Genomic DNA, 24,661 nt, shown 5'->3' on the forward strand with positions numbered 1-24,661 from the left:
TGCCTGCCACCACCGCACTCGCCAACACCAGCGGCACAACAACTGCGTTCCACGGAGCGCACGGATCGAGGACAACTTTTGACACCGGTAGTGAGCCTCCGCGGAGCCCGCCTGCAGTTCGGCAAGAGGACACTCTGGCGGGATCTCGACCTCGACATTAACCCGGGCGAGTTCTTTGCTGTGCTGGGACCCAACGGGAGTGGCAAGACGAGCTTCCTGAAAGTCCTTCTCGGATTACAGGAACTCCACTCCGGGACCGTGTCGTTGGGTGGCCACCCGGTGGAACGCGGCAGCAAGCGGATCGGCTACATACCGCAGCAAAAGTCGTTTGCGCCGGACACCCCTCTTAGGGCCCGCGACCTGGTGGGTCTGGGTATTGACGGTCACCGCTGGGGAATGCGATTCGCATCCGGCAACGTCAACCAGCGGATCGACGCGCTGTTGGAGCAGGTGGGTGCCTCAGACTATGCCAAGGTGCCGGTAGGGCAATTGTCCGGGGGCGAGCAACAACGGCTCAGGGTTGCACAGGCGCTGGCCACCGAACCTCAGGTTCTCCTCTGCGATGAACCATTGCTGTCCCTCGATTTGCACCATCAGCAGGGGGTCAGTGCGCTGATCAACAAGCAATGCCACGAGCGGAACAGCGCTGTGGTCTTCGTGACCCACGAGATCAACCCTGTGATCGACTACGTGGACCGGGTCCTCTACCTTGCCGGCGGCCAGTTCCGGGTAGGGACGCCCCGGGAAGTGATGACCACGGAAGTTCTTTCCGAGTTGTACGACAGCCATGTGGAGGTCATCCACACCAACGGAAGGATCGTCGTCGTCGGTCTTCCCGACGCAACCACGCACTTCCATGACGATGCCCACGCCACCGCAGGGGAGGAGTTCTAGATGGATCTTGAGAGCATCCTGCAGACCATTTTCAACTTCGAGAACTATGGTGAGTTGCTGGTCCTTGTCCAGAATTCCATCTGGGCGGGAGCTGTTCTCGGCTTGCTGGGCGGACTGGTTGGTACGTTCGTCATGAAGCGGGACCTTGCATTCGCTGTTCACGGCATCTCCGAGTTGTCCTTCGCCGGCGCAGCGTTTGCCCTGTTGATCGGTGCCGACATCATTTTCGGTTCCTTGATCGGCTCGGTGGCTGCCGCTGTGCTTCTTGGTTTCATGGGAGTCCGGGCGCGGGACAAGAACTCGATCATCGGTGTGATCATGCCATTCGGCCTGGGCCTGGGGATCTTGTTCCTTGCTCTGTATGAGGGGCGCGCAGCGAACAAGTTCGGCTTGCTGACCGGTCAGATTGTGTCCGTGGACTCGGTTCAGCTGCAAGTTTTGGCCGGCACCGCCGTGGTAGTGATGGCAGCGCTGGTGGCAATATGGCGGCCACTGAGCTTTGCCAGCGTAGACCCGGAGATGGCTGAGGCCAGAGGCGTTCCTGTCCGGGGACTGGCCATCGGCTTCATGGTGCTTTTGGGGGTCAGCGTGGCCCTGTCCATCCAGATTGTTGGCGCACTCTTGGTCCTCGCCTTACTGATCACCCCTGCAGCTGCTGCGCTGAGGGTGACTACATCGCCGCGTTTGGTGGTGTTGTTGAGTGTGCTTTTCGCGATGACGGCCACAGTGGGCGGAATTCTCTTGGCTTTGGGCAGTCGCATCCCCATCAGCCCTTACGTCACCACGCTGTCCTTCCTGATTTACGTGGTGTGCCGGATCATCGGCAGGGTCCGCGCCAACAGGGGCCTCAACGGCCGGGTGTCACGGGACCAGCCGGCCGGTGCGCTCTAGAGCTTGCCGGCTGCTTTTTTGGCCGTGCATTCGGGGCATAGCCCGAAGATTTCCACTGTGTGGGCAACCTCGGTGAAGCCGTGTTCAGTTGCCGTGCGGGCGGCCCAGGTCTCGACGGCGGGTGCCTCCACTTCTTCTGCCTTGCCGCAGTTGCGGCAGAGCAGGTGGTGGTGGTGTCCGGTGACTGCACACCGGCGGTAGACGGCTTCACCATCACCGTTCCGGAGGACATCAATGAGTCCGTCGTCAGCCAAGGACTGCAGGATGCGGTACGCAGTGGCCAACGACACGGAGATGCCTTTGTTCTGCAAAAGCCGGTACAGCTCCTGGGTGCTGACGAAGTCATCCAATTCATCCAAGGCTGCGCTGACGGCCAAGCGTTGCTTGGTGACGCGCTGCTCCTTGACGCCGCTGGTGGCCGGCGCTTCATTGCCGGTCGTGGCGGAACTGGTGCCTTGTGGCATTGAAAGACTCACTTCCCTGGGGATGCTGGCAAAGCCCAATTTTACCAGTACGGGAAGCTTGGAAACTGTCAGCGGGCGCCCCTAGGCTGTCTCCATGAAGCTCACCAAGTACACCCATGCCTGTGTCCGGTTGGAGAAAGAGGGAAAGGTCCTGGTGATCGATCCCGGGACTTTCTCTGAAGCAGAGGAAGCGCTGAGCGGGGCCCACGCTGTACTTGTGACGCACGAGCATAACGACCACATCGACCGTCCCGCGGTGACAGCAGCCCTGCGGAGCAACACCGCGCTTGAGGTCCACGCCCCGGCCGGGGTGGCTGCTGCGCTGAAGGAAAACGGCGATGTCTCCGACCGCGTGCATACCGTAGAGCCCAACTCCGCCTTTGACGCGGCAGGGTTCAGTATCCGGACCTTCGGTGGACAACATGCCGTCATCCACGCACAGATCCCGGTGGTAGCGAACATCGGCTATCTGGTGGATGACAACGTATTCCACCCGGGGGATTCGTTCGTTGTCCCTGACGGGATCAACGTCCAGACCCTCTTGGTCCCCATCCATGCACCGTGGTCCAAAGTGGGTGAAGTGGTGGACTTCGTGATTTCCGTCCGTGCACCCAAGGCTTTCCCGGTCCACGACGGGCTGCTCAACGAATTGGGACGCGGCATCGTGGAGGGGCATGTCACCCGGATCGGGGCCCGCTATGGCACCGCTTACGTGCGACTGGCGCCCATGGAGTCCGTGGAGGTCTAGGCGGTCCACACCCCGGTGTTGTGAAAGCGCTCCAGAACTGCTTCGTGCGGTGCGGGATCCAGGCCGTGCGCGGCCAGCCACCCGGCGTCGTTGTAGCTGCCCGCATAGCGGTCGCCGGCGTCGCACATGAGTGAAACGATGCTGCCTTTGCGGCCCTCAGCCACCATCCCGGCCACCAACTGCCAGACGCCCCACAGGTTGGTGCCGGTTGAGGGGCCCGCATGGAGGCCGGTGAGTTTCCGGAGGTGCCGCATGGCGGCAACGGATGCGGCGTCGGGCACTTGGATCATATGGTCGATGACCGCCGGTACGAAGCTGGGCTCAGAGCGAGGCCGGCCGATGCCCTCGATCCTGGAGGGCAGGCCCGTGGCCGCAGCCGCGTCTCCGTCGCGCCACGCCGGGTAGAAGGCCGAGTTTTCGGGATCCACCACGGCCAGGCGGGTGTTGTAGCGGTTGTACCGCAGGTAGCGGCCAATAGTGGCGCTGGTACCGCCGGTGCCTGCACCCACCACGATCCAGTCCGGAACCGGGTGTTCTTCCAAAGAGAGTTGTTCGAAGATCGATTCCGCGATGTTGTTGTTGCCGCGCCAGTCCGTCGCCCGCTCGGCGTAGGTGAACTGGTCCATGTAGTAACCACCGGACGTCCTGGCAGTCTCTTCGGCCACGGCATAGACCTCGGACGCGTGGTCGACCAGCAGGCAAGCGCCGCCGAACTCCTCGATCAGGGCGATCTTCTCGGGGCTGGTGGTCTTTGTCATCACCGCGATGAAAGGCAATCCAATGAGCCGGGCGAAATAGGCCTCGGAAACGGCCGTACTGCCGCTGGAGGCTTCCACAATGGTGGTGCCTTCCGTGATCCAGCCGTTGACCAGGCCGTACAGGAACAAAGATCGTGCCAGGCGGTGCTTGAGGCTGCCGGATCTATGCGTTGACTCGTCTTTCAGGTACAGCTGAACGCCCCAGTGCTCCGGGAGTGGAACCGCGTAAAGATGGGTGTCGGCCGAGCGGTTGTTCTCTGCCTCGATCTTGCGGATGGCCTCACTGGCCCATGCCCTGTCCTGAATACACGAATTGCTCACCGGATAAGCCTAGGCTGGAATTCGGGCACCGGCAGCAACAGAGCCTGTGCAGGAAGACCGGATGCCTGACCGTCGCCGCAAGAACGAAGGAGAACCATGGCCACGTTGATAAGTGCGTCAGCACTGCACCAGCGACTCGAAACCGGGGAGCGGACCGTACTCCTGGATGTCCGCTGGGTCCTGGGCCGTACTGACGGTCACCTTGACTATCTGACGGCCCACCTTCCAGGCGCCGTTTTCGTGGACCTCCCCATAGAGCTGGCCGACCACGCGCAGCCCGGGCTGGGCCGCCACCCACTGCCAACCCGCGACCACTTTCAGGACTCCGCGCGAAGGTGGGGGATCAACGACGGCGACACGATCGTCGCGTACGACAACAGCGGCAACATGGCCGCAGCACGTGTTTGGTGGATGCTGCGGAACGCCGGCGTTGACGCTGTCTACCTGCTCGACGGCGGCTTGGCAGCCTGGCGCGCGAACGGTTACGCGGTGGAGACCGGCGAGGTGAGTCCCGCCGTCGGGAATGTCACGTTGGGCGAGGGCCGCATGCCGGTCATTTCCGAGAGTGAGGCGGCACAGTGGCACCGCAGGGGCGTGTTGCTGGATGCCCGGGCGGGGGAGCGGTACCGCGGTGAAGTGGAGCCGATTGACCCCAGGGCCGGGCATATCCCGGGCGCACTGAGCGCGCCGACCACAGGGAACGTCACGGCCGAGGGCATGTTCCTGCCGGTGGAGGAGTTGCGGCGGCGCTTTGAGGAGTTGGGTCTGGGCACCTCGTCCAACGTTGCGGTGTATTGCGGTTCCGGAGTGACGGCATCCCATGAGATCGCCGCCTTGGAGATCGCCGGTTACCGTGCGGCGTTGTTCCCGGGATCGTTCTCGCAATGGTCCAACAATGATGCCAACGACGTCGCTGTGGGCAGCGAGCCTTTTGAAGGAGCCGGTGGCCACCCAAGTGGCACAAGCACGGCTGCCGGGAGTAGCGTCGGAGCATGACTCCCGGACGCCCTGTGCCCCCGCCCCTTGCCAAGCCCATTACTTTGGACACCAGTGAATCCAGGACCGGAAGCACGCTGGCGGCCGCCTACGGCGCGACGTCTCCGGACAGTGGTTTGGTACCCCTGACGGTGGCTCGCCGCGCACCTAAAGAGGATGACGTGGAGATTGCCATTGAGTTCTGCGGACTGTGCCACTCGGATGTGCACGCAACGCGCGGTGAATGGCGGGTTCCTCCCTACCCGCTGGTCCCCGGCCATGAGATCGTAGGTCGCGTCACCCGTGTAGGCGGCGCGGTGCAGGACTTCGCTCCCGGCGACCGCGTAGGTGTCGGCTGCTTGGTGGACTCATGCCGCGAATGCGAAAGCTGTCTTGATGGATTGGAACAGTACTGCGAGCGGGGCAACATCGGCACGTACGGTGCTGTAGATCCGCGAAACGGCGACTCGGTCACCCAAGGCGGGTATTCGACGTCGGTGGTGGTGGACAGGCGCTTCGTACTGCGCGTCCCGGATGCTTTGGACGCCGCGGCGGCCGCACCGTTGCTGTGCGCCGGCATCACCACCTATTCGCCGCTCCGGTATTTCGATGTGGAAGAAGGCGACTCCGTGGGAGTGGTGGGCTTGGGTGGTCTGGGGCATATGGCTGTCAAGATCGCCAAGGCCATGGGCGCCGACGTCACCGTTTTCACCACCTCCGAGTCCAAGTTCGACGCTGCCCGGGCACTCGGCGCCGACCACGTGGTCCTGTCCAAGGATGCGGACGCCATGGAGGTCGCTAACCGGAGCATTGACGTCATTATCGACACAGTGGCCGCGCCCCACGATCTCAACCCCTACTTCCGGACCCTTCGCCTGGACGGGGCCCTCTTCCAGTTGGGCCTTCCCGCTGACGACATGCCGCCGGTCAGCCCCGGGTTGCTCATCCGCCGTCGACTCGCCTATGCGGGTTCGTTGATTGGTGGCATCGAGGAGACGCAGGAAATGCTGGACTTCTGTGCGGAACACGGAGTGGTGAGCGACATCGAGGTTGTCGCTGCGGAGCAACTCAATGAAGCCTACGACCGCATGGTGGCCGGCGACGTGAAGTACCGTTTCGTACTGGACACAGCAACTCTTCAGGAACCATCCGAAAGGGCAGACGCATGAGCACACTGTTCACCAAGATCATCAATGGGGAAATCCCGGGCCGCTTTGTGTGGAAGGACCAGGACGTGGTTGCTTTCCTGACCATTTCGCCCATCACCCAAGGGCACACCCTGGTGGTGCCGCGTGATGTGGTTGACTCATGGACGCATGCTAGTCCCGAATTGCTGGCCAAGGTCATGGACGTGGCCCAGCGCATCGGCAAGGTGCAGGAGGATTTGTTTGATGCCAAGCGTGTGGGCGTCCTGATGGAAGGCTTCGAGGTGGACCACCTGCATGTTCACGTGTGGCCTGCCTACTCCACGGCAGACTTTGAAATTCACAACGTGGACCACAACCCGGATCCCGCGGTCATGGAGGCCACGGCAGTGAAGCTCCGTGCGGCGCTCCGGGAAGCGGGCCACGGGGACGCTGTCCCCGAGGACTGACTCCTACACGACTTAACCCGGCGGTGCTAATAAGCACCGCCGGGTTTTTCATGGCAATGCGGGTGCGGTTATGCGGGTGCCAGGGCCTGGTTCAGCACCGTGCGGATCCGCTTCTCCGACACCGAGTAGGCCGTGCCGAGCTCCACCGCAAAGAGGCTCACCCGCAGTTCTTCGATCATCCAGCGCACACGGGTTAACTCGGTGCCCGCCCTGCGCCCCGGAAGGAGAGCAGACACAGCGTCATCGTAGTCATCCTCCAGCGCCTGAATGATCGCCATGTTCAAGCTGTCCCGTTGGACGTTGCCAGGGAGCTTTTGCAGCCGTTTCTCGATGCCCTGAAGGTACCGCGGCAGTTGGCTGAGCTGCGCGTAGCCCGTCTGTGCCACAAAGCCAGGAAAGACCAACTGCTCCAGCTGGCTCTTCATATCGTTGAGGGCACTGATCAGCGGCAGGCTTGCATTGGACTTGAGCTCTTTCTGGATCCTGCGGGTGCTGGCCAGGACACGTTCGACGACGGCCGTCACTGTGAACACGGTATCGATCAGTTCTGCGCGGACTACCTCGTACAACGCATCGAACGCCTCCTTGTCCCATGGCAGATCCTGCGGAACCAGTTTGTCGATGGCTGCCAGTGCACAGTCCGCGATGAGTGCGCTCACGGATCCGTGCGGGTTCTGGCTAAACGTCAGCTTCTCCGTGTTACTGAGGTGCTCCAGCACGTAGCGGTCGGGTGGCGGGATCCGCAGGGCAAGCAATCGTATGACGCCGCCACGCATGGCGGCCTCCTGCTCCGGGCGGGTCTGAAATACCCGGAGTGCCACGGACTTTCCTTCGTCCACGATCGCCGGGAACCCGGTGACGGCGTGGCCCTTGACCGTCCGGGTAACCTGGCGCTCCACCGTGCCGAAGTCCCACGTGGTGATGCCGCCGCGTTCGGCAACAATTCCATCGCCTGCGGGCGTTGCGCCCGGGGCTGGCGTTTGACCGTTGGGTGGGCCCGACGTGCCGGTTCCCTTGCCGCCCTTGGCGCGTGACGTCGTCGCGGGTGTGGCGCCGAGCGATTCGGCGATGGCGCGGCGCGTTGCCGGCGCCAGCTTCTCCTGGAGTTCAGCGAGGTCCTTTCCTTCGTCAAGCACCTTGCCCTTGCTGTCCACCACCTTGAAGCTCACGCGCAAGTGAGGCGGTACCGCGTCCCAGTTCCACGAGCCCGGAGGAATGACGTGTCCGCGGAGCCGGCGAAGGACCAGTTCCAAGGACGGCTCCAGTTCATCGGTGGCGGGGTCGAAATCGGCTTCCAGCGCTGCGGTTGCTTGCCGTGCAACGTCCGGGGCAGGCACAAAGTTCTTCCGTATTTGCTTGGGTAGCGACTTGATCAGCGCTGTCACCAGCTCTACACGTTGCCCCGGAATTTGCCAGCGGAACGGGGCATCGTCCAGTTGGTTCAGGAACAGCACCGGGACTTCAGCGGTAACACCGTCGGATGGATTAGGGGCCGAACCGGGCGCCACGGGATGGAACTCGTAGCTCAACGGGAGTTCGAATCCCTTGTGCAGCCAGCTCTTCGGGTATGCGGAGTCGTCCAGCGCCTCGGCGTCTTCGCTCATCAACAACGATTGGTCGAAATCCAGGAGAGCGGGATCCGTGTGGCGGGCATCCTTCCACCACTTATCAAAGTGCCTCTCGGAGACCACCTCTTTGCCCACGCGTGCGTCATAGAAGTCGAACAGCGTCTGGTCGTCCACCAGGATGTCCCGCCGCCTCATGCGGGTTTCGAGTTCTTCGATTTCCTGGAGCAGGGCACGGTTGCGATGGAAGAACTTATGGTGTGTTTTCCACTCGCCCTCCACCAAGGCATGGCGAATGAACATTTCCCGGGAGAGTTCGGGATCGATGCGCCCGTAGTTGACCCGGCGGTTAGGTATAATCGGCACGCCGTACAGCGTCACCTTCTCATGGGCCATGACGGCGCCTTGCCGCGAAGACCAATGAGGTTCGCTGTACGACCTCTTCACCAGGTCCGGGGCGACTTGCTCGGCCCACAAAGGATCGAACTTGGCAGCAACACGCGCCCACAACCGGCTGGTTTCCACGAGCTCGGCCGCCATCACGAACGCCGGGGATTTCTTGAACAGCGCAGAGCCGGGGAAGATCGCGAAGCGGCTGCCGCGTGCACCGGCGTATTCGCGCTTGCGCTCATCCAGGAGACCGATGTGGCTCAGCAATCCGGAGAGCAGGCTGATGTGGATGCCCTCGTAGTTGCCTACGGGATCAGCTTCGCGTTTGTTGTCCAACACAATGCCAAGAGGTTTAGCCATCTGCCGAAGCTGGGTGAAAAGGTCCTGCCACTCACGAACACGCAGGTAGTTGATGAATTCGTTGCGGCACAGCTTGCGGAACTGGGTTGAGGAGAGTTCGCGCTGCTTTTCCTGGATGTAGTTCCACAGGTTAAGGAAGCCGGTGAAGTCCGACAACTCATCCCGGAAGCGTGCATGCTTTTCCGCGGCAAGCTGCTGCTTGTCCGTGGGCCGTTCGCGGGGGTCCTGGATGGTCAGTGCTGCGGCCAGGATCATGACTTCGCGTACGCAGCCGCGTTTGCCGGCCTCCACGATCATCCGGCCCAGCCGCGGATCCACCGGCAGCTGGGCAAGTTTCTGCCCGACGGCGGTCAGGCCACTGCCACTGCGACCGTTGCCCTGCGCGTCACCGGCCTTGGGCGAACTCAAAGCGCCGAGTTCGCGCAGGAGCGTGACGCCGTCGTTGATAGCACGCGAGTCCGGCGGTTCCACGAAGGGGAAGTTCTCTACATCCTTGGGGCCGCGCGCAACGCCCATGGCGGTCATCTGCAGGATGACCGCAGCGAGATTGGTCCGGAGGATCTCCGGATCCGTGAACTGCGGACGCGACTCGAAGTCCTCTTCCGAGTACAAACGGATGGCGATGCCCTCGGACACGCGCCCACAGCGGCCCGAGCGCTGGTTGGCCGAGGCCTGGGAGACTCGCTCGATGGGCAGCCGCTGGACTTTGGTCCGGTGCGAGTACCGCGAGATGCGGGCGGTGCCGGTATCGATCACGTACTTGATACCCGGCACGGTCAGCGACGTTTCGGCGACGTTGGTGGCAAGGATGATGCGTCGTTTTCCGCCGGGGTTGAACACCCTGTGCTGCTCTTGCAGGCTCAATCGGGCAAAAAGGGGCAGGACTTCCGTCCCGGCAAGGCGCCGGTTCGTTTGGATGCGGCCGTTGATGGCCTCGGCAGCATCCCTGATTTCACGCTCACCGGAAAAGAAGACGAGGATGTCGCCGGGTGCTTCCTTGGCGAGCTCGTCCACGGCATCGCATACGGCGTCCAGGGGATCACGGTCCTCTTCAAGTTCGTCGTCCGAGGTATCTTCCTCCCCGCCGGCGGGTTGGGACAACGGCCTGTACCGGATCTCTACCGGGTAAGTTCGTCCGGAGACCTCGATGATCGGCGCTGGATCTTCCTCGCTCCCGAAGTGCTTGGCGAAGCGTTGGGGATCGATGGTGGCCGAGGTGATGATGACCTTGAGGTCCGGGCGCTGGGGGAGGATGCGTTTGAGGTAGCCCAGGATGAAGTCGATGTTGAGGCTGCGCTCGTGGGCCTCGTCGATGATGATGGTGCTGTATTTCCGGAGCAGTTTGTCCCGCTGGATCTCCGCGAGGAGGATGCCGTCGGTCATCAGCTTGATCTTGGTGGAAGCGCTGACCTCACCGGTGAAGCGGACCTGGAAGCCCACCTCCTGGCCGATCTCTACATCGAGTTCAGACGCGATGCGTTCGGCTACTGTGCGGGCCGCCAACCGGCGTGGCTGGGTATGCCCGATCAGGCCTTTGTCTCCAAGGCCAAGTTCGAGGCACATCTTGGGGATCTGCGTGGTCTTACCCGAACCGGTCTCACCGGCAATGATGGTCACCTGGTTTGCGGCGATGGCCGCCATCAGATCCTCGCGGCGCTCGGATACGGGCAGCTCTGCGGGGTAGGAAATATGAAGTGTCATGGCTGCTGTCAGTCTACTGTGGCTGGGGTTCGGCGTCCGCTGTGTCCGTCACAGTCCCGGCTGCCGCACTCAGCCGGTGCGCGAGTTCCATGGCGTAGGTCGTGAATTCAACAGGCTCGAGGATCTCGAAGTCCATGTCCAGCGCGGCCAGATAGGCGGCCGGGGCAGCCAGGTTATCCCATCCGGACCGCAGGATGGTGGCTTCCGGCCCGTCGGCTGTCAGCGTCGCGTACTGGGAATTGACGACGGCGGCCACCTCGCCCAGCGGCGCGTGAAGCCGCACCACGACGTCGAATCTGTAAGGCGAACGGGTGATCGACTGTTGGACGTACGCTGCCAGGTCTTCCGCGGGCAGGGGCCTGGGCGTGTATCTTTTTCGTTCTGACGGCAGGGAAGCGAGGCGGTCGGCCCGGAACGTCCGCCAGTCCTCCCGATCAACATCCCACGCCACCAAGTACCAGCGACGCCCCGTGTCCACCAATCGGTAGGGCTCCACCAGCCGCCGTGCTGACTCGCCGTCGGACTTGACGTAGTCAAAGGTGATTTGGCGCCGGTCCGATATCGCGGCCGAGACGACGGTCAGTTGTTCAGGATCTACGGTGGCCGCATTGCTGGGAAGGGTAGTGACGGCCGCTTTCAGCATGGCGAACTTCGGGCGCAGCCGGGACGGCAGGACCTGCTCCAGCTTTGCCAGAGCGCGGACGGATGCCTCGCCGATGCCTGCCACCGGGCCGGCGGCTACCGAACTCAAACCGAGGGCGACAGCCAAGGCCTCATTGTCATCCAGCAGCAGCGGGGGAAGCTGCGCGCCGGCACCAAGCTGGTAACCGCCCGCGATCCCGGGGGAGGCGTGGATGGGGTAGCCAAGGTTCCGTAGCTTGTCGATGTCGCGTCGGACGGTCCGCTCGGTCACGCCCATCCGATCAGCGAGTGCCGGGCCTGTCCATTCGCGTCGCACCTGCAACAGTGACAGCAGCTGGAGGAGCCGGGCAGACGTTTGAATCATGCAAGTGAATCTAGCCCATGGGCGTCCCGGGTGGGCGTCGGGCAGACATAGGGACGCCCGCCGTTCAGGGGAATCCTGCAGAATTCCGTGAACGGACGGGCGTCGGTTGGATTGGCTTGGTGGACCTTGCAGTCGCCTGGCATGCCCCTAGTAGATGCGGGGGTTCCAGTACGGGCTGCTCGGAGCGTCGAAGGCGCTCCAGGGTTCCTTGGAATTGATGGGCGGGTTGTGCCCGCGTCCATCCTTCAACAGGGCTGAAACGGTAGCTGCGACGGCGGTGATGAGGACGATGAAGAGGATGATTCCGAAGATTTCCATGTCTCAAGCCTGCTCTTGTGGGACTCCAAGAAACAGTGGCAGAAATGCCCCATTTAGATAATTTTCTGCCACACTGGAGGTATGTTGAAATCAGTGGCGGTGATTGTTGTACCCAACTTCTCGGTCTTCGAATTCGGTACGGCCTTCGAGGTCTTCGGCATCGACCGATCTGACCGTGGTGCCGGGGTACCGGCCTTCGATTTCCGGGTGGTAACACCGGAACCGGGTGACGTCCGCATGAAGTCCGGTCTGTCGCTTCATGTGAACCTCGGCCTCGAAGCAGCGGCAGATGCAGACCTCGTCATCATGGCGCCGTTCGGCCGGGACCAGGACGTCCCCGAGTCCGTCATGGATGCGTTGCGGGCAGCACATGCCAGGGGTGCGTGGGTGATGTCCATTTGCTCCGGGGCCTATGCCCTGGCCCGCGCCGGTTTGTTGGACGGACGGCGTTGCACCACGCACTGGCACTATTCGCAGGATCTGGCCAGCCGGTACCCGTCCGCGATCGTGGACGAGAACGTCCTCTACGTGCAGGACGGAACCATCATCACCAGCGCCGGTACGGCCGCGGGAATCGACGCATGCCTCCATCTTGTCCGTGAGGAATTGGGGGCGAACGTGGCTGCTGCAATCGCACGCGACATGGTGGTACCGCCGCATCGCGACGGTGGCCAGGCCCAGTTCATTGACAGGCCCATGCCCCGTTGCGGTTCCGCACCCATGGAGGAACTGCTTCGCTGGATGGTTGAACACCTCGACGAAGAACACAGCGTGAACGAGTTGGCTGCACGGCTCCACATGTCGCCAAGGACGTTCGCCCGGCGCTTCCGCGCGGAAACCGGAGCTACGCCCGCTGCCTGGCTGAACTCGCAACGCGTGCTGCGTGCGCAGGAACTGTTGGAAACCACTGAGCTGAACATCGACGAGATCGCTCGTGTTGCAGGGTTCGGGCATTCTGTCCTGCTGCGCCACCACTTCACAAAAGTGCTGGACACGAGTCCACAGAGCTACAGGCGGGCATTCCGGGGACAGTTGGCAGAAGCCATCTGAAACCCAGCGGCTGCTGCCCGACGAAGGCGGCTGCTCTTAGCGTCGGCTGCCGAGCCGTCCCCGTGACTCCGAACCTTCGGCTTGGGCGCATTCCACCAGTTCCTGCCAAGGCCCGGTTACGGCGCGGTCGGGGAGAGTGGCGCGGCGTTGCCCTGCGCGGATGGAGTACATGAACCGGTCAGGTTCGTTGGGTGTCCGGGCTTGACTTTTGGCTTCGTCCCACGGGCAGGCCTCCACGATCGGAACCCATCGTTCCTTCTCATCGGGAGACACAGCATCCACGCTCCAGACGCGTGTCATCGCGGCGATTCCCCCACTGCGTTGGACGGTGATCTTCATGGCCGGCTGCTTCTCGTTCGACGTTCTGTAGTCAGCCAACCGGCAGGGACCGGAGCGAACTGTCCGGTCCCGCCACCTGACTAAACCTTGACCTTCACAGTCTCCCACGCCTTCAGGACGGCGTCATGCTCAGCTGACCCGGAACCGAAAAGTTCCTCAGCGGTCGCAAGAGTGGTCTTGGCAAACTTTCCAAAAGTACAGGTTGCCGGCAGGGACCCACTGGTCAAGGTGCCGTACCAGATCTGGCCGGGTGCCTCCCAAGCCTTGCCGCCGAGTTCCGAGGCCACAACATAGAAAGCCTTGTTGGGGATGCCGGAGTTGATGTGCACTCCGCCATTGTCAGCGCTCGTCCGCACGTACGTATCCATGGAGTCCGGCTGGGGGTCCTTTCCCAAAACGTCGTCGTCATAAGCTGTCCCCGGTGCTTTCATGGAGCGCAGGGCGGCACCTTGGACCTGCTCGGTGAAAAGGCCCTCCCCAATGAGCCAACTGGCGTCCCCTGCGGACTCCTGCTTGAGATACTGCTCGACGAGGACCCCGAAGACGTCCGACATGGACTCGTTGAGTGCTCCGGCTTGGTTCCGATACGCCAGATTGGCTGTGTACTGCGTAACCCCGTGGGCGAGTTCATGGCCAATGACGCTCACGGACTTGGTGAAGCGCTGGAAAATCTGGCCGTCACCGTCGCCGAAGACCATCTGGCTGCCGTCCCAAAAGGCGTTGTCGTAGAGCTTCCCATAGTGGACCGTTGCATCCAGGGAGAGCCCGGCATCGTCAATGGAATCCCTGCCGAAAATCTCGCCGTACAGCCGGTGCGTGCTCCCGAGGCCGTCGTAGGCCTCGTCCGCAGCGACATCTCCGACGGGTGGGGCACCCTCCTTGCGGACAATGCGGCCGGGCAGGGTTTCCGATGAGCCGGCGTCGAAAATGGTCCGCTTGGGCGGACCCGGTTTGGCTTGGCGTGCGCTTGGCGGTGCCGCGGGGATAGGGGCTGTACGGATGGCCTGCAGGTCCTTGATGTGCAGCAAGGACTCCTTGGCGGCCCGGGCAACCGCCCGAAGCCTTGGTTCATTCCGGGCAGCAATCCTGCGCAGCATATACGGCGGGACAATTGAACACATCACGGTGAAACCCCTTTGGCTATCGGTATGACCAACTGGAATCAGCCTAGGATCAGGGACGGACAATATTGCGGTTCGGGCCCGGCAAGCCCCCAACTGATAGTCGGTAACCGGCACGCAAAAAAATACCCCGCCAGCAGGACTGGCGGGGTATTCGTTGTGCCCTCGATAGGATTCGAACCTACGGCCTTCTGCTCCGGAGGCAGACGCTCTATCCCCTGAGCTACGAGGGCATCCAGGGTTCCCTCCGTTGCCGGTGGGACGTCCTAGAGCTTAGCAGCCACGGAGCCGCAAATGAAAACCCGGCGCCCCTCCGGCGAGCCCGGACCGGAACCCCGCGGATCAGTAGCCCGCGAATGAGTCGACATGTACCCGGCGCGCTCCTGCACCACGTGCTGCAGCGCGCAGGGAGTCCACGCTCGCCGGGGAGCCCGAGACGAAAACTTCCCGATCCCCGATATCCGGAACCAGCTCCTTGAGGCGTGCGGCATCGATCCTGGACGTACCGGCGTCCACCATGAACTCCGGGGGAGTGGAACCGTCCGCCAGCCGGGCCAACACTTTGGCGCCGGAGGCTTCCAGCTGTTCCACGCACGCAAGTTCATCGCGACCCTTTGCGAGGTACACAACCACGGTGTCGCGGGCGGCGTCGTCGGCCGCCAGCTGCGACAGGAAAGGCGTAATGCCGATACCCGCGGCGATCAGCAGGACCGGCTTCCCGGCGTCGCGCGGTAAAACAAAGTCTCCGCCCACGGCCGTTGCAGAAACGCTGTCCCCGGGCTGAAGCGCAAACAGTGCCTTCTTGGCCGTAGACAGGGGCTCGGCCGTACCCACGCCGAACGTAACCTCGGCCGCGCCGGGCGGGCTGGTGATGCTGAAAACCCGTCGGCGCCCCTTGCCGTCGGATCCGGCATGCGGCAGGTTCAGCTCCATGAATTGTCCGGCGGCAAAGCGCACGGGCCGCTGTGGCTCGAACCTGAATTCAGTACTGGCGGGGGTGAGGGGGCGCGAGCCCTTGAACGTCAGATGGACGCCACCGCGCTGTCCCAGGAAGAACGCCAAAAGATTGCCCAGCAACAGCGCGAGTTCCGGGGAGTTGGCAATGAAACCAAAGTTGTAGGGAACGGCGAAGACAACACCCACGACGGCGGCAAGCGCCAGCTGCTGCCAGCGACGGGGAGGCAGGGTGAGGGGCTCCGAGAGCATGAATCCCACGAAGAACAGCAACGGGCGCTGTGCCAAGGACTGCCACAAGGCCTGGCCCAATGTCATGCTGCGGCTGAGGAGCTCTACCGTGATGATGCTGGTGGCAGCCACGAGGAAAACGGCGGCCATCAGCATTTTCCGCGTGCGGTACAGGACAAGCAGCACCCCGGGAACCAAGAGCCAGAGCATGGCCGGCGTGGCAGCCCACCACGTGGCGATGTTGAGCCCCGTCAGGCCCGTGATGAACGCACCGGCCGCGGCCGGGTTGAAAATATGCCGCCCACGGAAGGCCAGAGCATACTTGGACACGCTGGCCAGCACGCATGCCAAAGCAACCCCCGCCATGTCCATCACGCCAAAGGCCGGCCAGAACAGGAAGTAGAGCAGCAGCCCGGTAATAAGTGACGACTCCGTGTGCGGCTTCACGTCGAAGAGCAGCGCGAGCAGCCGGCTGGAGGCATAGGTCACACCCAAGCAAAGCACAAGGTGTACCGCCATCTCCGGGAGCCCGAAGGTCAACCACCCCAGGATGTTCAGGACCATGCTGTAGACAACCAGCACGCCCAGCACCCAGAGAATCAAGCGGTACATGGTGAAGCGGCCCAACCAAGTGTCCAGGCGCGACTTAGCGGCAATCATGTGAACAGTCTCCCCTCAAAACCGGTCGAAAACGCGGCAACACCACTCGACGACACCGAAAGCCATGAGAAATCAAATTCCTCCTCCAGCCGAGCCGGTTCAAGCATGAACAATGCCGTGGCAAGTCCGTCTGCAACCAGGGCGCTCGCAGCCATGGCCCATGTAGCCACCGTGGTGTGAATAGGCTCGCCCGTCGTTCCATCCAGGACATGGTGGAGACCGTCACCCCACGTGCGTCGGTTTGAAGCAGAGGCACACAGTGCGGAGTTGTTCAGCTCCACCGTTCCTATGGCCTGCCGGGGGTTATAGGGATGCTCCAACGCAACGGTGACCGGGTGGCTTCCCGCGTGCAGCATGTCGCCGCTGCCATCCACCAGGAAGTCAGTGTGATCCGTTGCCAACAGGATTTCGCCCAACAGGTCAACCAGCTGGCCCTTCCCGGCTGCTCCGACGTCCAAAACTACCGGCTCTTTCGCGGCCAGGTCCGTGCCTGTCCAATCGAGGACGTCTTCCCACCGCGGCGGGGCGAGGGGATTTCCTGACGGAACAAGAGCGTAGCCGGCGTCGTAACCCAGACGCTCCAAGCTGCTGCCGATGAGTGGGGTCATGGCACCATCGCTGAGGCGATACAGCACCGAATATAGCTTCTGGAGGGCGACCGCATGCTCCGGCAGCGTGATGATGCCCGGACCGCGGGACAGGCCGGACACCAAGGAATCCGGCCTGAACCGCGACCACGTCTTGTCGTATGCCGCGACTGTTTCAAGCACCTCGCGCCGGACGGCGGGTACCAAGCTGTCCGGCGTCGAAATCTCCCACTGCGTACCGATCCCTTCGAAGCTGAAGGTGCTCCAGCCAGGGTGCGGCATGGCTGCTACTTGGCCTGGGACTTAATCTGTTCCACGGCTTCGTTGAAGCCGCCGGACGTCAGGGAAGAGCCGGCCACCTTGGAAACGTTGAGTTCGTCGATGTCCTTGCCGACGATCTGGGCTGCGATACCGCTGGCGAACTCCCCCTGGAACTTCTTGGTATTCGGATTGGATGGGTGGACCGTGATGTTGACGGCAGAAACCTTGTCCGCGGCCAAGGTCAGCTCAACACCCACCGTTTCCAGCCCATTGGGCGAGGTGTACGTACCGTCGGAACTGTACGTCCCGTCCTTGTATGTGGCCGCGCCGGTGGAAGCGACGGCAGCAGACGATGAAGTGCCTGCCGATGACGGGCTGTTGGTTGCGGCCTGCCCGCCATCCTGGGTAGCCGGAGTCTGAGTTGCGGGGGCTTGGGTCGTAGGGGCACATGCCGCGGCGGTTCCGATGATGGAGAGGCCGGCGAAACCAACGTAGAGGCTCTTGCGGAGTGGCGTAGTCATGGTTCTGCTCGTTTCAACTGGACAAGAATTCGTCAAGGGTCATTTTCATCAATGGATACTGCGTGTAACGGGATGACCAACAAGGCCACCTCCTACGTGTTCACAACGTTGGATTCAGCGTAATGGTTCAGTCTGTGCTGCCAGAGAGCCATTCCTGTGAGCGGGCTGTGTCCAACTATCCACATACGGGAGCCTCAATTCCGCGACTTTGCAGGCCCCCGGTAGGCTAGAAGCGTGACTCCCGAAGAACTCTCTGCTGCCATATCCGCCTGCCTAAAGGACGCCGTCTCTACCGGCGAAATCGCCTTGACGGAATCTGCCGTGCCCGACGCCGTGCGAGTGGAGCGACCCAAGAACCGGGATCATGGAGACTGGGCCACCAACATCGCCCTGCAACTCTCCAAGCAGGCCGGCATGAACCCCCGTGAATTCGCAGGAATCCTCAGCAACCATCTGCAGGGCATTCCCGGCGTTACCGGAGTGGAAATCGCCGGTCCGGGCTTCCTGAACATCACAGTGGACGCTGCCACAGCAGGCGCCCTCGCCAAGACCATTGTTGAAGCAGGAGCCAGCTACGGCACCAACCAGGCGCTCGCAGGCCGAGTCGTCAATATGGAGTTCGTTTCTGCGAACCCCACTGGTCCACTGCACATCGGACATACGCGCTGGGCCGCTCTTGGCGACGCCATTGCCCGCGTCCTGCGTGCCTCGGGTGCTGATGTCACCGCCGAGTACTACATCAACGACGCCGGCTCGCAGATGAACGTGTTCGCAAACTCGGTCCTTTCCCGCCTTCATGGCCGTGGTGTACCGGAGGGTGGCTACCCGGGCGAATACATCCGTGAACTTGGCGACGAAGTGCTGAAAGCCCACCCAGGCATCCGCGAACTGACAGACGAGGCAGCCCTGCCCGTCATCCGCGCCGCAGCCTACGAGGCACAGATGTCAGACATCAAGACCACGCTGGCTGAGTTCGGCGTAGAGTTCGACGTCTTCTTCTCGGAGAAGGAACTGCACGACGCCGGCGCGATCGAATCCGCCGTCGCCCGCCTTCGCGAACAGGGCCACGTATTCGACGACGGCGGCGCCGTCTGGTTGCGCACCACCGACTTCGGCGACGACAAAGACCGCGTGATGATCCGTGCCAACGGCGAACCCACCTACTTCGCAGCGGACGCCGCGTACTACCTTTCAAAGAAGGACCGCGGGTTCACGGAGAAGATTTACCTGCTCGGCGCGGACCACCACGGTTACATCAATCGCCTGAAGGCCATTGCAGCCTGCGCGGGCGATGATCCCGAGGTCAACATTGAGGTCCTCATCGGCCAGCTTGTGTCCGTGAATGGCGCCAAACTGTCCAAGCGTGCCGGTAACATCATCGAGCTCAAGGACCTCATCTCATGGCTCGGGAAGGACGCTGTCCGCTACTCGCTGGCCCGTTTCCCGGCTGACTCGCCCCTGACGCTGGATCCCGAACTGCTGAAGAAGCACAGCAACGAGAACCCCGTGTTCTACGTGCAGTACGCTCATGCCCGGTCGCGGGGCACGGCCCGCAATGCTGCGGAAGCAGGCGTGGACCGCTCCGTCTTTGACGCATCACTCCTGGACCACGCCACCGAAAACGAGTTGCTCTCCTATCTGGGCAGCTATCCGTCCATCGTGGCAAAGGCCGCCGAACTGCGTGAACCGCACCGCGTGGCACGCCACCTGGAGGTCATCGCCGGTGCCTATCACCGCTGGTACGACGCATGCCGCGTCTCGCCGCAGGGCGAGGAACCTGTGCTCGACGTCAACCGCACACGTCTGTGGTTGAACGACGCCACCAGCCAGGTGCTCGCCAACGGACTCGAACTGCTGGGCGTTTCTGCGCCGGAACGGATGTAGGGAAATGAACACAGACGCTGCACACGCTTCTCCGCTCGCTCCCGGGTGGTTGGCCGTTCCTGAAGACCTCAACGCCTTGCAGGCACCTATGTGGGCGGCCGGGGTTGAAAAGAACGACGCCGGCGAGGTCACCATCGACGGCGTGTCCGTCAGCGAGCTCAAGGAACAGTACGGAACCCCGCTGTTCGTCATGAGTGAATCGGACTTCCGTGCCCGTGCCCGTGCATTCAAAGACGCCTTTGATGCCGCCTTCGCCGACATTTGCGGGGGAGTGGACGTCTACTATGCCGGGAAGTCGTTCCTGTGCACTGCAGTGGCCAGCTGGGTGGCTGAGGAAGGCCTTCGCCTGGACACTTGTTCGGGCGGCGAGCTGGCTGTTGCGGCACGCGCGGGAATTGAAGGTCCCAACCTTGGCCTGCACGGCAACAATAAGTCCGACGCCGAGATCAACCGCGCTTTGGACATGCTGCTTGGCAGGATCGTGGTGGACAGCCTCGATGAACTTGAGCGCGTTGCCAAGATCGCTTCCAGCCGCGGCGAAACTGCCAAGGTCATGCTGAGGCTGACCCCCGGCGTGCACGCCCACACCCACGAGTTCATTGCCACGGCTCACGAAGACCAGAAGTTCGGCCTTTCCATGGCCGAAGACTCCACCGAGGAAGCCGGCCTGTCCGCGGCCGAAGAAGCAGTGGCCGCGGCAACCTCCTACGCCAGCATCGAGCTGCTTGGCCTGCACTGCCACATCGGTTCGCAGATCTTCGAGCCCGATGGCTTTGCTGTTGCAGCGGAAAAGCTCCTGGGCTTCCTCGCCGCCATGCAGGCCAAGTATTCCATCGTCATGCCCGAACTGGATCTCGGCGGCGGTTACGGCATCGCCTACACCCCCGTGGACACCCCCCGCCCGGCAGCGGAAATAGCGCAGGCAATGGCCGACGTCGTCCGCTCCAAGTGCGCCGAGCTGGACATCACGCCACCGCGTATCTCCATTGAACCCGGACGTGCCATTGTGGGCAGCACAACCTTCACTCTCTACGAAGTCGGCACGCTCAAAACCGTCCGTGTTGACGCCCCTGAGGGTGAAGAAACGCAAGAGAACGTTACGTATCCGCGCCGCTATGTGTCGGTGGACGGCGGAATGAGCGACAACGCCCGTCCGGTGCTGTACGACGCGGATTATTCGGCAATTCTGGCCTCCCGGAACTCTTCGGCGGCTCCGCAGCTGTCCCGCGTAGTGGGCAAACATTGCGAGAGCGGCGACATAGTTGTTAGAGATGTATATCTGCCCGCGGATGTGGCAGCCGGTGATTTGCTCGCAGTACCGGGTACCGGCGCCTACTGCTGGGCCCTCTCCAGCAACTACAACTACCTGGCCCGGCCTGGCGTTGTCGCTGTACGCGACGGAGCCGCCCGGCTGATTGTCCGCGGGGAAACCGAAGAAGATCTCTTGAACCGCGACATGGGAGTGGCGAATGTCTGAAATGCGAACCTTGAAGGTGGCCCTGCTGGGCTGTGGCAACGTTGGGGCCCAGGTTGCGCGGATTCTGATTGACGACGCCGAGGCCCTCGCTGCCCGCAGCGGCGCCCGCCTGGAACTGTCCGGCATCGCCGTCCGCACTGTCGACTCGCCGCGTGACGTCGAACTGCCGCGTGAACTGTTCACCACCGACGCCGATACCTTGGTCAAGGACGCAGACCTGGTCATCGAACTCATGGGCGGCATAGAGCCTGCCCGATCACTGATCCTGACGGCCATCCAGAACGGCGCATGCGTCGTTACCGGCAACAAGGCCTTGCTCGCCCAGGATGGGCCCACTCTCTACGAGGAGGCCGACAAGGCCGGAGTCCAGCTGTCTTACGAGGCCGCCGTCGCGGGAGCCATTCCCATTCTGCGCCCCATCCGTGACTCTCTGTCCGGAGACCGCATCACCCGCGTACTCGGTATCGTCAACGGCACCACCAACTTCATCCTTGACCAGATGGACAGCACCGGCGCGCAGTTCGCCGATGCCCTCGCCGAAGCACAGCGCCTCGGATACGCGGAAGCAGATCCCACTGCCGATGTGGAAGGCCACGACGCTGCAGCCAAGGCAGCGATCCTTGCGTCGTTGTCGTTCCACACCCGCTTCTCCCTGGACGATGTCTATTGCGAAGGCATCACCAAGGTCAGCGCTGCAGACATCGCCTCCGCCAAGGAAGCCGGCTTTGTCATCAAACTGCTCGCAATTGCCGAGAAGATCGACTCGTCGGACAACGGCAGCGGCATTTCCGTGCGTGTCCATCCCACGCTCCTGCCGCGCGAACACCCGCTGGCCGCTGTCCGTGGAGCCTTCAATGCCGTCTTCATCGAGGCGGAAAATGCCGGGGAACTGATGTTCTACGGCCAGGGTGCCGGCGGCACCCCGACGGCGTCTGCCGTGCTGGGCGACCTCGTCTCCGCTGCGCGGCGCTTGGTGTTGGGCGGCCCCGGCCGCACGGAAACCACGACGGGCCACGTTCCGGCGCTGGCCATCGACGCCTCGAACACCAGCTACTACATCGGCTTGGATGTCGCTGACCAGGCCGGCGTGCTGGCACGGATTGCGCACATCTTTGCGGAGAACGGCGTTTCCATCGAAATCATGCGCCAGACGATCCACCGCGACTCAGCCTCCAACGTTGAGTCGGCCGAGCTGAAAATCGTGACGCACCGTGCATCCGAAGCTGCACTCGCAGCAACCGTCGAGGCCGTGAAGGGCCTGGACGTCATCAATTCTGTAACATCCGTTCTGCGGGTAGAAGGGGTCTAAGTGGCTCACCAATGGCGCGGAGTAATCCGCGAATACGCTGATCGTTTGCCTGTAACGGAAGCCACCAAGGTCATCACCCTGGGAGAGGGCGGCACTCCGCTCGTCCACGCGCAGAAGCTTTCCGAGCTGACCGGCTCAGAGGTGTACCTGAAGGTCGAAGGCATGAACCCCACGGGTTCCTTCAAGGACCGCGGCATGACCATGGCCATGACGGCTGCCGTTGAAGCCGGTGCAAAGGCTGTTGTTTGCGCTTCCACCGGCAACACCTCCGCCTCGGCTGCGGCCTACGCCACTGCGGCAGGCCTCAAGTGCGCTGTGCTTGTACCCGAAGGCAAGATCTCCATGGGCAAGCTGAGCCAGGCCATCGCGCACGGCGCCACACTGCTCCAGGTTGACGGCAACTTTGATAACTGCCTGGACATCGCCCGGAAGCTCGGCGAGGCCTACCCGGTGTTCCTGGTGAACTCGGTCAACCCGGCCCGTATCCAGGGCCAGAAGACCGGTGCCTTCGAAGTGGTGGACACCTTGGGCGATGCCCCTGACATCCACGTACTGCCTGTAGGCAACGCCGGCAACATCAGTGCTTACTGGAAGGGCTACAAGGAATACTCCGCGCCCTTCGAGACCACTAATGGAACACTTCCTGCTGTTTCCACCAAGACGCCCGTCATGTGGGGCTTCCAGGCCGCCGGTGCCGCGCCGTTCGTTGCAGGCCACCCCATCACCGAGCCCGACACGATTGCCACCGCCATCCGCATCGGCAACCCGGCCTCGTGGGAAACCGCAGTTGCGGCCCGTGACGAATCCGGTGGACTGATCGAGGCTGTCACCGATGACGAGATTCTGGCTGCTCACCGCTGGCTTTCGGCAAAGGAAGGCGTTTTCGTTGAACCCGGCTCCGCTGCCGGTGTCGCGGGCTTGATCAAGAAGCATGCCGCCGGCGAGGTTCCGTCGGGCAAAACCATCGTCATCACGGTTACCGGACACGGACTCAAGGACCCGCAGTGGGCCCTCCGCACCGAAGACGGCAGCGACGTGCAGCCCGTCAAGGTGCCGAACGACGTCGTCACTGTTGCCGCAGAACTGGGACTGGAAGAAAACTAAGAGTGGAATCAACGCAGCCCACCGCGACCGATCGTGCACTCGTCGCGGCAGGCCAGCGGCTGACCGTCAAGGTCCCCGGTACGAGTGCCAACCTGGGCCCCGGCTACGACAGCCTCGGCTTGGCCCTGTCCATCTACGACACCTTGACGGTGGAGACCCTCAGCACCGGGGAGCTCGAGTTCGAGCTCTCCGGCGAGGGTGCTGACTCCCTCCCGCGTGACGCCAGCCACCTCGTGGTTCGTGCCATTGACCTCGCCTTGGATCGGCTTGGCTTCCGGCACTCCGGCCTCAAAATCACAGCGGACAACGTCAACCCGCACGGCCGGGGACTCGGGTCTTCAGCCTCGGCAGTGGTTGCCGCCGTCACTGCGGCAAACGCACTGGTCCCGGCAGCATCCCGGCAGGACCGCGATTGGATCCTGCAGTTGACCAGCGAGATGGAAGGCCATCCGGACAACGTCGCACCCGCCATATTCGGCGGACTGGCGCTGTCATGGCAGGACAGCGAGCAGTACAGCAGCACACACGCTGAGGTCGCAGCGGCGGTCATTCCCGTGGTGGCAATCCCCGATTACGAGCTTTCCACGGAAACTGCGCGCGGGCTGCTCCCGGCATCAGTGGGGCATCACGCGGCAGCAATGAATTCCGGACGTGCAGCCCTGTTGATTCACGCGCTCACTGCTGATCCCACGTTGCTGTTGCCAGGCACAGAGGACTACCTCCACCAGAGCTACCGCGCTCAGGCCATGCGCCCCAGCGCCGATCTCATCGCGGCCCTCCGGACTGCGGGGCATGCAGCGGTTGTCTCAGGCGCCGGTCCCACCGTGATGGTGCTGGCCAATGGCGCTGACGAAGCCGCCACAATTGCAGAATTCATCGAGACATTCACGGCGGTCAACACACCCGACGTCGGTTGGCGTGTGATGACGCTGGCTGTAGACGATCAAGGTGCTAGAGTGGAAGTGCACCGCCGGTAAAGCCGCGGGCAGTTCCCTGATTTTGGATCTCGGTGTTTTGCCGTACCTTTCGTCAACTGTGCCAACGTTGGTGGTGTCGTCTCTTTCCGGCCTGTCTCAGGGCCGCAGAAATCTCTCTGTTCCCTGAACGCTACGCCGGCTGTCCGGGCAACTGGATCCAGTGATGACGATCAGTATCCGGCCCTGTTGGCCATAATCCAT

22 protein-coding genes and 1 tRNA gene are annotated in these 24,661 nt (G+C 62.6%); 12 read left to right on the forward strand and 11 right to left on the reverse strand.

Going from position 1 to position 24,661, the window contains the following annotated elements:
* Positions 1-90 precede the first annotated feature (90 nt).
* Positions 91-894, forward strand: a complete 804-nt coding sequence (locus tag J3A64_RS03555) for an ABC transporter ATP-binding protein (protein ID WP_307807159.1) — start codon at positions 91-93, stop codon at positions 892-894.
* Entirely contained in the window at positions 895-1,785 is an 891-nt protein-coding gene (locus tag J3A64_RS03560) for a metal ABC transporter permease (RefSeq protein ID WP_011775290.1), read from the forward strand.
* Here J3A64_RS03560 and J3A64_RS03565 read toward each other — a convergent pair.
* Positions 1,782-2,249, reverse strand: a complete 468-nt coding sequence (locus J3A64_RS03565; RefSeq protein WP_014922196.1) for a Fur family transcriptional regulator — start codon at positions 2,247-2,249, stop codon at positions 1,782-1,784. The genes J3A64_RS03560 and J3A64_RS03565 overlap by 4 nt on opposite strands.
* A 94-nt stretch (positions 2,250-2,343) precedes the next feature.
* Here J3A64_RS03565 and J3A64_RS03570 point away from each other — a divergent pair, with 94 nt between their 5' ends.
* Positions 2,344-2,997: an MBL fold metallo-hydrolase gene (locus J3A64_RS03570; protein WP_011775288.1), complete on the forward strand. Its 654-nt coding sequence runs from the start codon at positions 2,344-2,346 to the stop codon at positions 2,995-2,997.
* Here the strand turns inward: J3A64_RS03570 and J3A64_RS03575 are convergent.
* Complete coding sequence (locus J3A64_RS03575) at positions 2,994-4,076, reverse strand: PLP-dependent cysteine synthase family protein (RefSeq protein WP_210063643.1); 1,083 nt, start codon at positions 4,074-4,076, stop codon at positions 2,994-2,996. The genes J3A64_RS03570 and J3A64_RS03575 overlap by 4 nt on opposite strands.
* A gap of 96 nt (positions 4,077-4,172) precedes the next feature.
* Between J3A64_RS03575 and J3A64_RS03580 the strand changes: the two genes are divergently transcribed.
* Genes J3A64_RS03580 through J3A64_RS03590 form a run of 3 tightly spaced genes read left to right on the forward strand, consistent with a single transcriptional unit; the run spans position 4,173 to position 6,645 of the window.
* Positions 4,173-5,072, forward strand: a complete 900-nt coding sequence (locus tag J3A64_RS03580; protein ID WP_210063644.1) for a sulfurtransferase — start codon at positions 4,173-4,175, stop codon at positions 5,070-5,072.
* Positions 5,069-6,220 carry an NAD(P)-dependent alcohol dehydrogenase gene (locus tag J3A64_RS03585; protein WP_286176156.1) on the forward strand — a complete coding sequence of 384 codons (1,152 nt, stop codon included), beginning with the start codon at positions 5,069-5,071 and terminating at the stop codon, positions 6,218-6,220. The genes J3A64_RS03580 and J3A64_RS03585 overlap by 4 nt, the downstream gene beginning before the upstream one ends.
* Positions 6,217-6,645 carry an HIT family protein gene (locus J3A64_RS03590; RefSeq protein WP_210063645.1) on the forward strand — a complete coding sequence of 143 codons (429 nt, stop codon included), beginning with the start codon at positions 6,217-6,219 and terminating at the stop codon, positions 6,643-6,645. The genes J3A64_RS03585 and J3A64_RS03590 overlap by 4 nt, the downstream gene beginning before the upstream one ends.
* 68 nt (positions 6,646-6,713) lie before the next feature.
* On the opposite strand, the gene hrpA is transcribed toward J3A64_RS03590, so the two are convergent.
* The 3 genes from hrpA to J3A64_RS03605 form a co-directional block, all read right to left on the reverse strand.
* On the reverse strand, positions 6,714-10,661 hold the full coding sequence (gene hrpA / locus J3A64_RS03595) for an ATP-dependent RNA helicase HrpA (RefSeq protein WP_210063646.1): 3,948 nt from the start codon (positions 10,659-10,661) through the stop codon (positions 6,714-6,716).
* Positions 10,662-10,674: 13 nt separating this feature from the next.
* Positions 10,675-11,667 (reverse strand): YafY family protein, encoded by a 993-nt coding sequence (locus J3A64_RS03600; RefSeq protein ID WP_014922191.1) that lies wholly within the window; start codon positions 11,665-11,667, stop codon positions 10,675-10,677.
* A 147-nt stretch (positions 11,668-11,814) separates the two neighbouring features.
* Entirely contained in the window at positions 11,815-11,985 is a 171-nt protein-coding gene (locus tag J3A64_RS03605; protein ID WP_014922190.1) for a hypothetical protein, read from the reverse strand.
* An 81-nt stretch (positions 11,986-12,066) separates the two neighbouring features.
* Between J3A64_RS03605 and J3A64_RS03610 the strand changes: the two genes are divergently transcribed.
* On the forward strand, positions 12,067-13,035 hold the full coding sequence (locus J3A64_RS03610; RefSeq protein ID WP_011775282.1) for a GlxA family transcriptional regulator: 969 nt from the start codon (positions 12,067-12,069) through the stop codon (positions 13,033-13,035).
* A gap of 36 nt (positions 13,036-13,071) precedes the next feature.
* On the opposite strand, the gene J3A64_RS03615 is transcribed toward J3A64_RS03610, so the two are convergent.
* From J3A64_RS03615 to J3A64_RS03640, 6 genes are all read right to left on the reverse strand, one after another.
* Positions 13,072-13,374, reverse strand: coding sequence for a protealysin inhibitor emfourin (locus J3A64_RS03615; RefSeq protein WP_014922189.1), 303 nt, complete (start codon positions 13,372-13,374; stop codon positions 13,072-13,074).
* Positions 13,375-13,454: 80 nt separating this feature from the next.
* Positions 13,455-14,495: a M4 family metallopeptidase gene (locus J3A64_RS03620; protein WP_043470426.1), complete on the reverse strand. Its 1,041-nt coding sequence runs from the start codon at positions 14,493-14,495 to the stop codon at positions 13,455-13,457.
* 160 nt (positions 14,496-14,655) lie between these two features.
* Positions 14,656-14,728 (reverse strand) — tRNA-Arg (locus J3A64_RS03625).
* A gap of 109 nt (positions 14,729-14,837) precedes the next feature.
* A complete protein-coding gene (locus J3A64_RS03630; protein WP_210063647.1) occupies positions 14,838-16,340 on the reverse strand; it encodes an FAD-dependent oxidoreductase in 1,503 nt (500 codons plus the stop codon).
* A complete protein-coding gene (locus J3A64_RS03635) occupies positions 16,337-17,209 on the reverse strand; it encodes an FAD:protein FMN transferase (RefSeq protein WP_210063648.1) in 873 nt (290 codons plus the stop codon). The genes J3A64_RS03630 and J3A64_RS03635 overlap by 4 nt, the downstream gene beginning before the upstream one ends.
* Positions 17,210-17,214: 5 nt before the next feature.
* Positions 17,215-17,709 carry a hypothetical protein gene (locus J3A64_RS03640; RefSeq protein WP_014922187.1) on the reverse strand — a complete coding sequence of 165 codons (495 nt, stop codon included), beginning with the start codon at positions 17,707-17,709 and terminating at the stop codon, positions 17,215-17,217.
* Positions 17,710-17,943: 234 nt separating this feature from the next.
* Between J3A64_RS03640 and argS the strand changes: the two genes are divergently transcribed.
* From argS to thrB, 5 genes are read left to right on the forward strand one after another with little or no spacing between them, the layout of a single operon-like run.
* Positions 17,944-19,593, forward strand: a complete 1,650-nt coding sequence (gene argS, locus J3A64_RS03645) for an arginine--tRNA ligase (RefSeq protein WP_210063649.1) — start codon at positions 17,944-17,946, stop codon at positions 19,591-19,593.
* A 4-nt stretch (positions 19,594-19,597) separates the two neighbouring features.
* Complete coding sequence (gene lysA, locus J3A64_RS03650) at positions 19,598-21,070, forward strand: diaminopimelate decarboxylase (protein WP_011775275.1); 1,473 nt, start codon at positions 19,598-19,600, stop codon at positions 21,068-21,070.
* On the forward strand, positions 21,063-22,379 hold the full coding sequence (locus J3A64_RS03655) for a homoserine dehydrogenase (protein WP_210063650.1): 1,317 nt from the start codon (positions 21,063-21,065) through the stop codon (positions 22,377-22,379). Before lysA ends, J3A64_RS03655 begins: the two co-directional genes overlap by 8 nt.
* Positions 22,380-23,483, forward strand: a complete 1,104-nt coding sequence (gene thrC / locus J3A64_RS03660; RefSeq protein WP_011775273.1) for a threonine synthase — start codon at positions 22,380-22,382, stop codon at positions 23,481-23,483.
* Between the two features lie 2 nt (positions 23,484-23,485).
* Positions 23,486-24,460, forward strand: a complete 975-nt coding sequence (thrB, locus tag J3A64_RS03665; protein WP_011775272.1) for a homoserine kinase — start codon at positions 23,486-23,488, stop codon at positions 24,458-24,460.
* The last annotated feature ends 201 nt before the right edge of the window (positions 24,461-24,661 follow it).

Source organism: Pseudarthrobacter sp. PvP004 (assembly GCF_017876035.1).
Classification (GTDB): domain Bacteria; phylum Actinomycetota; class Actinomycetes; order Actinomycetales; family Micrococcaceae; genus Arthrobacter; species Arthrobacter aurescens_A.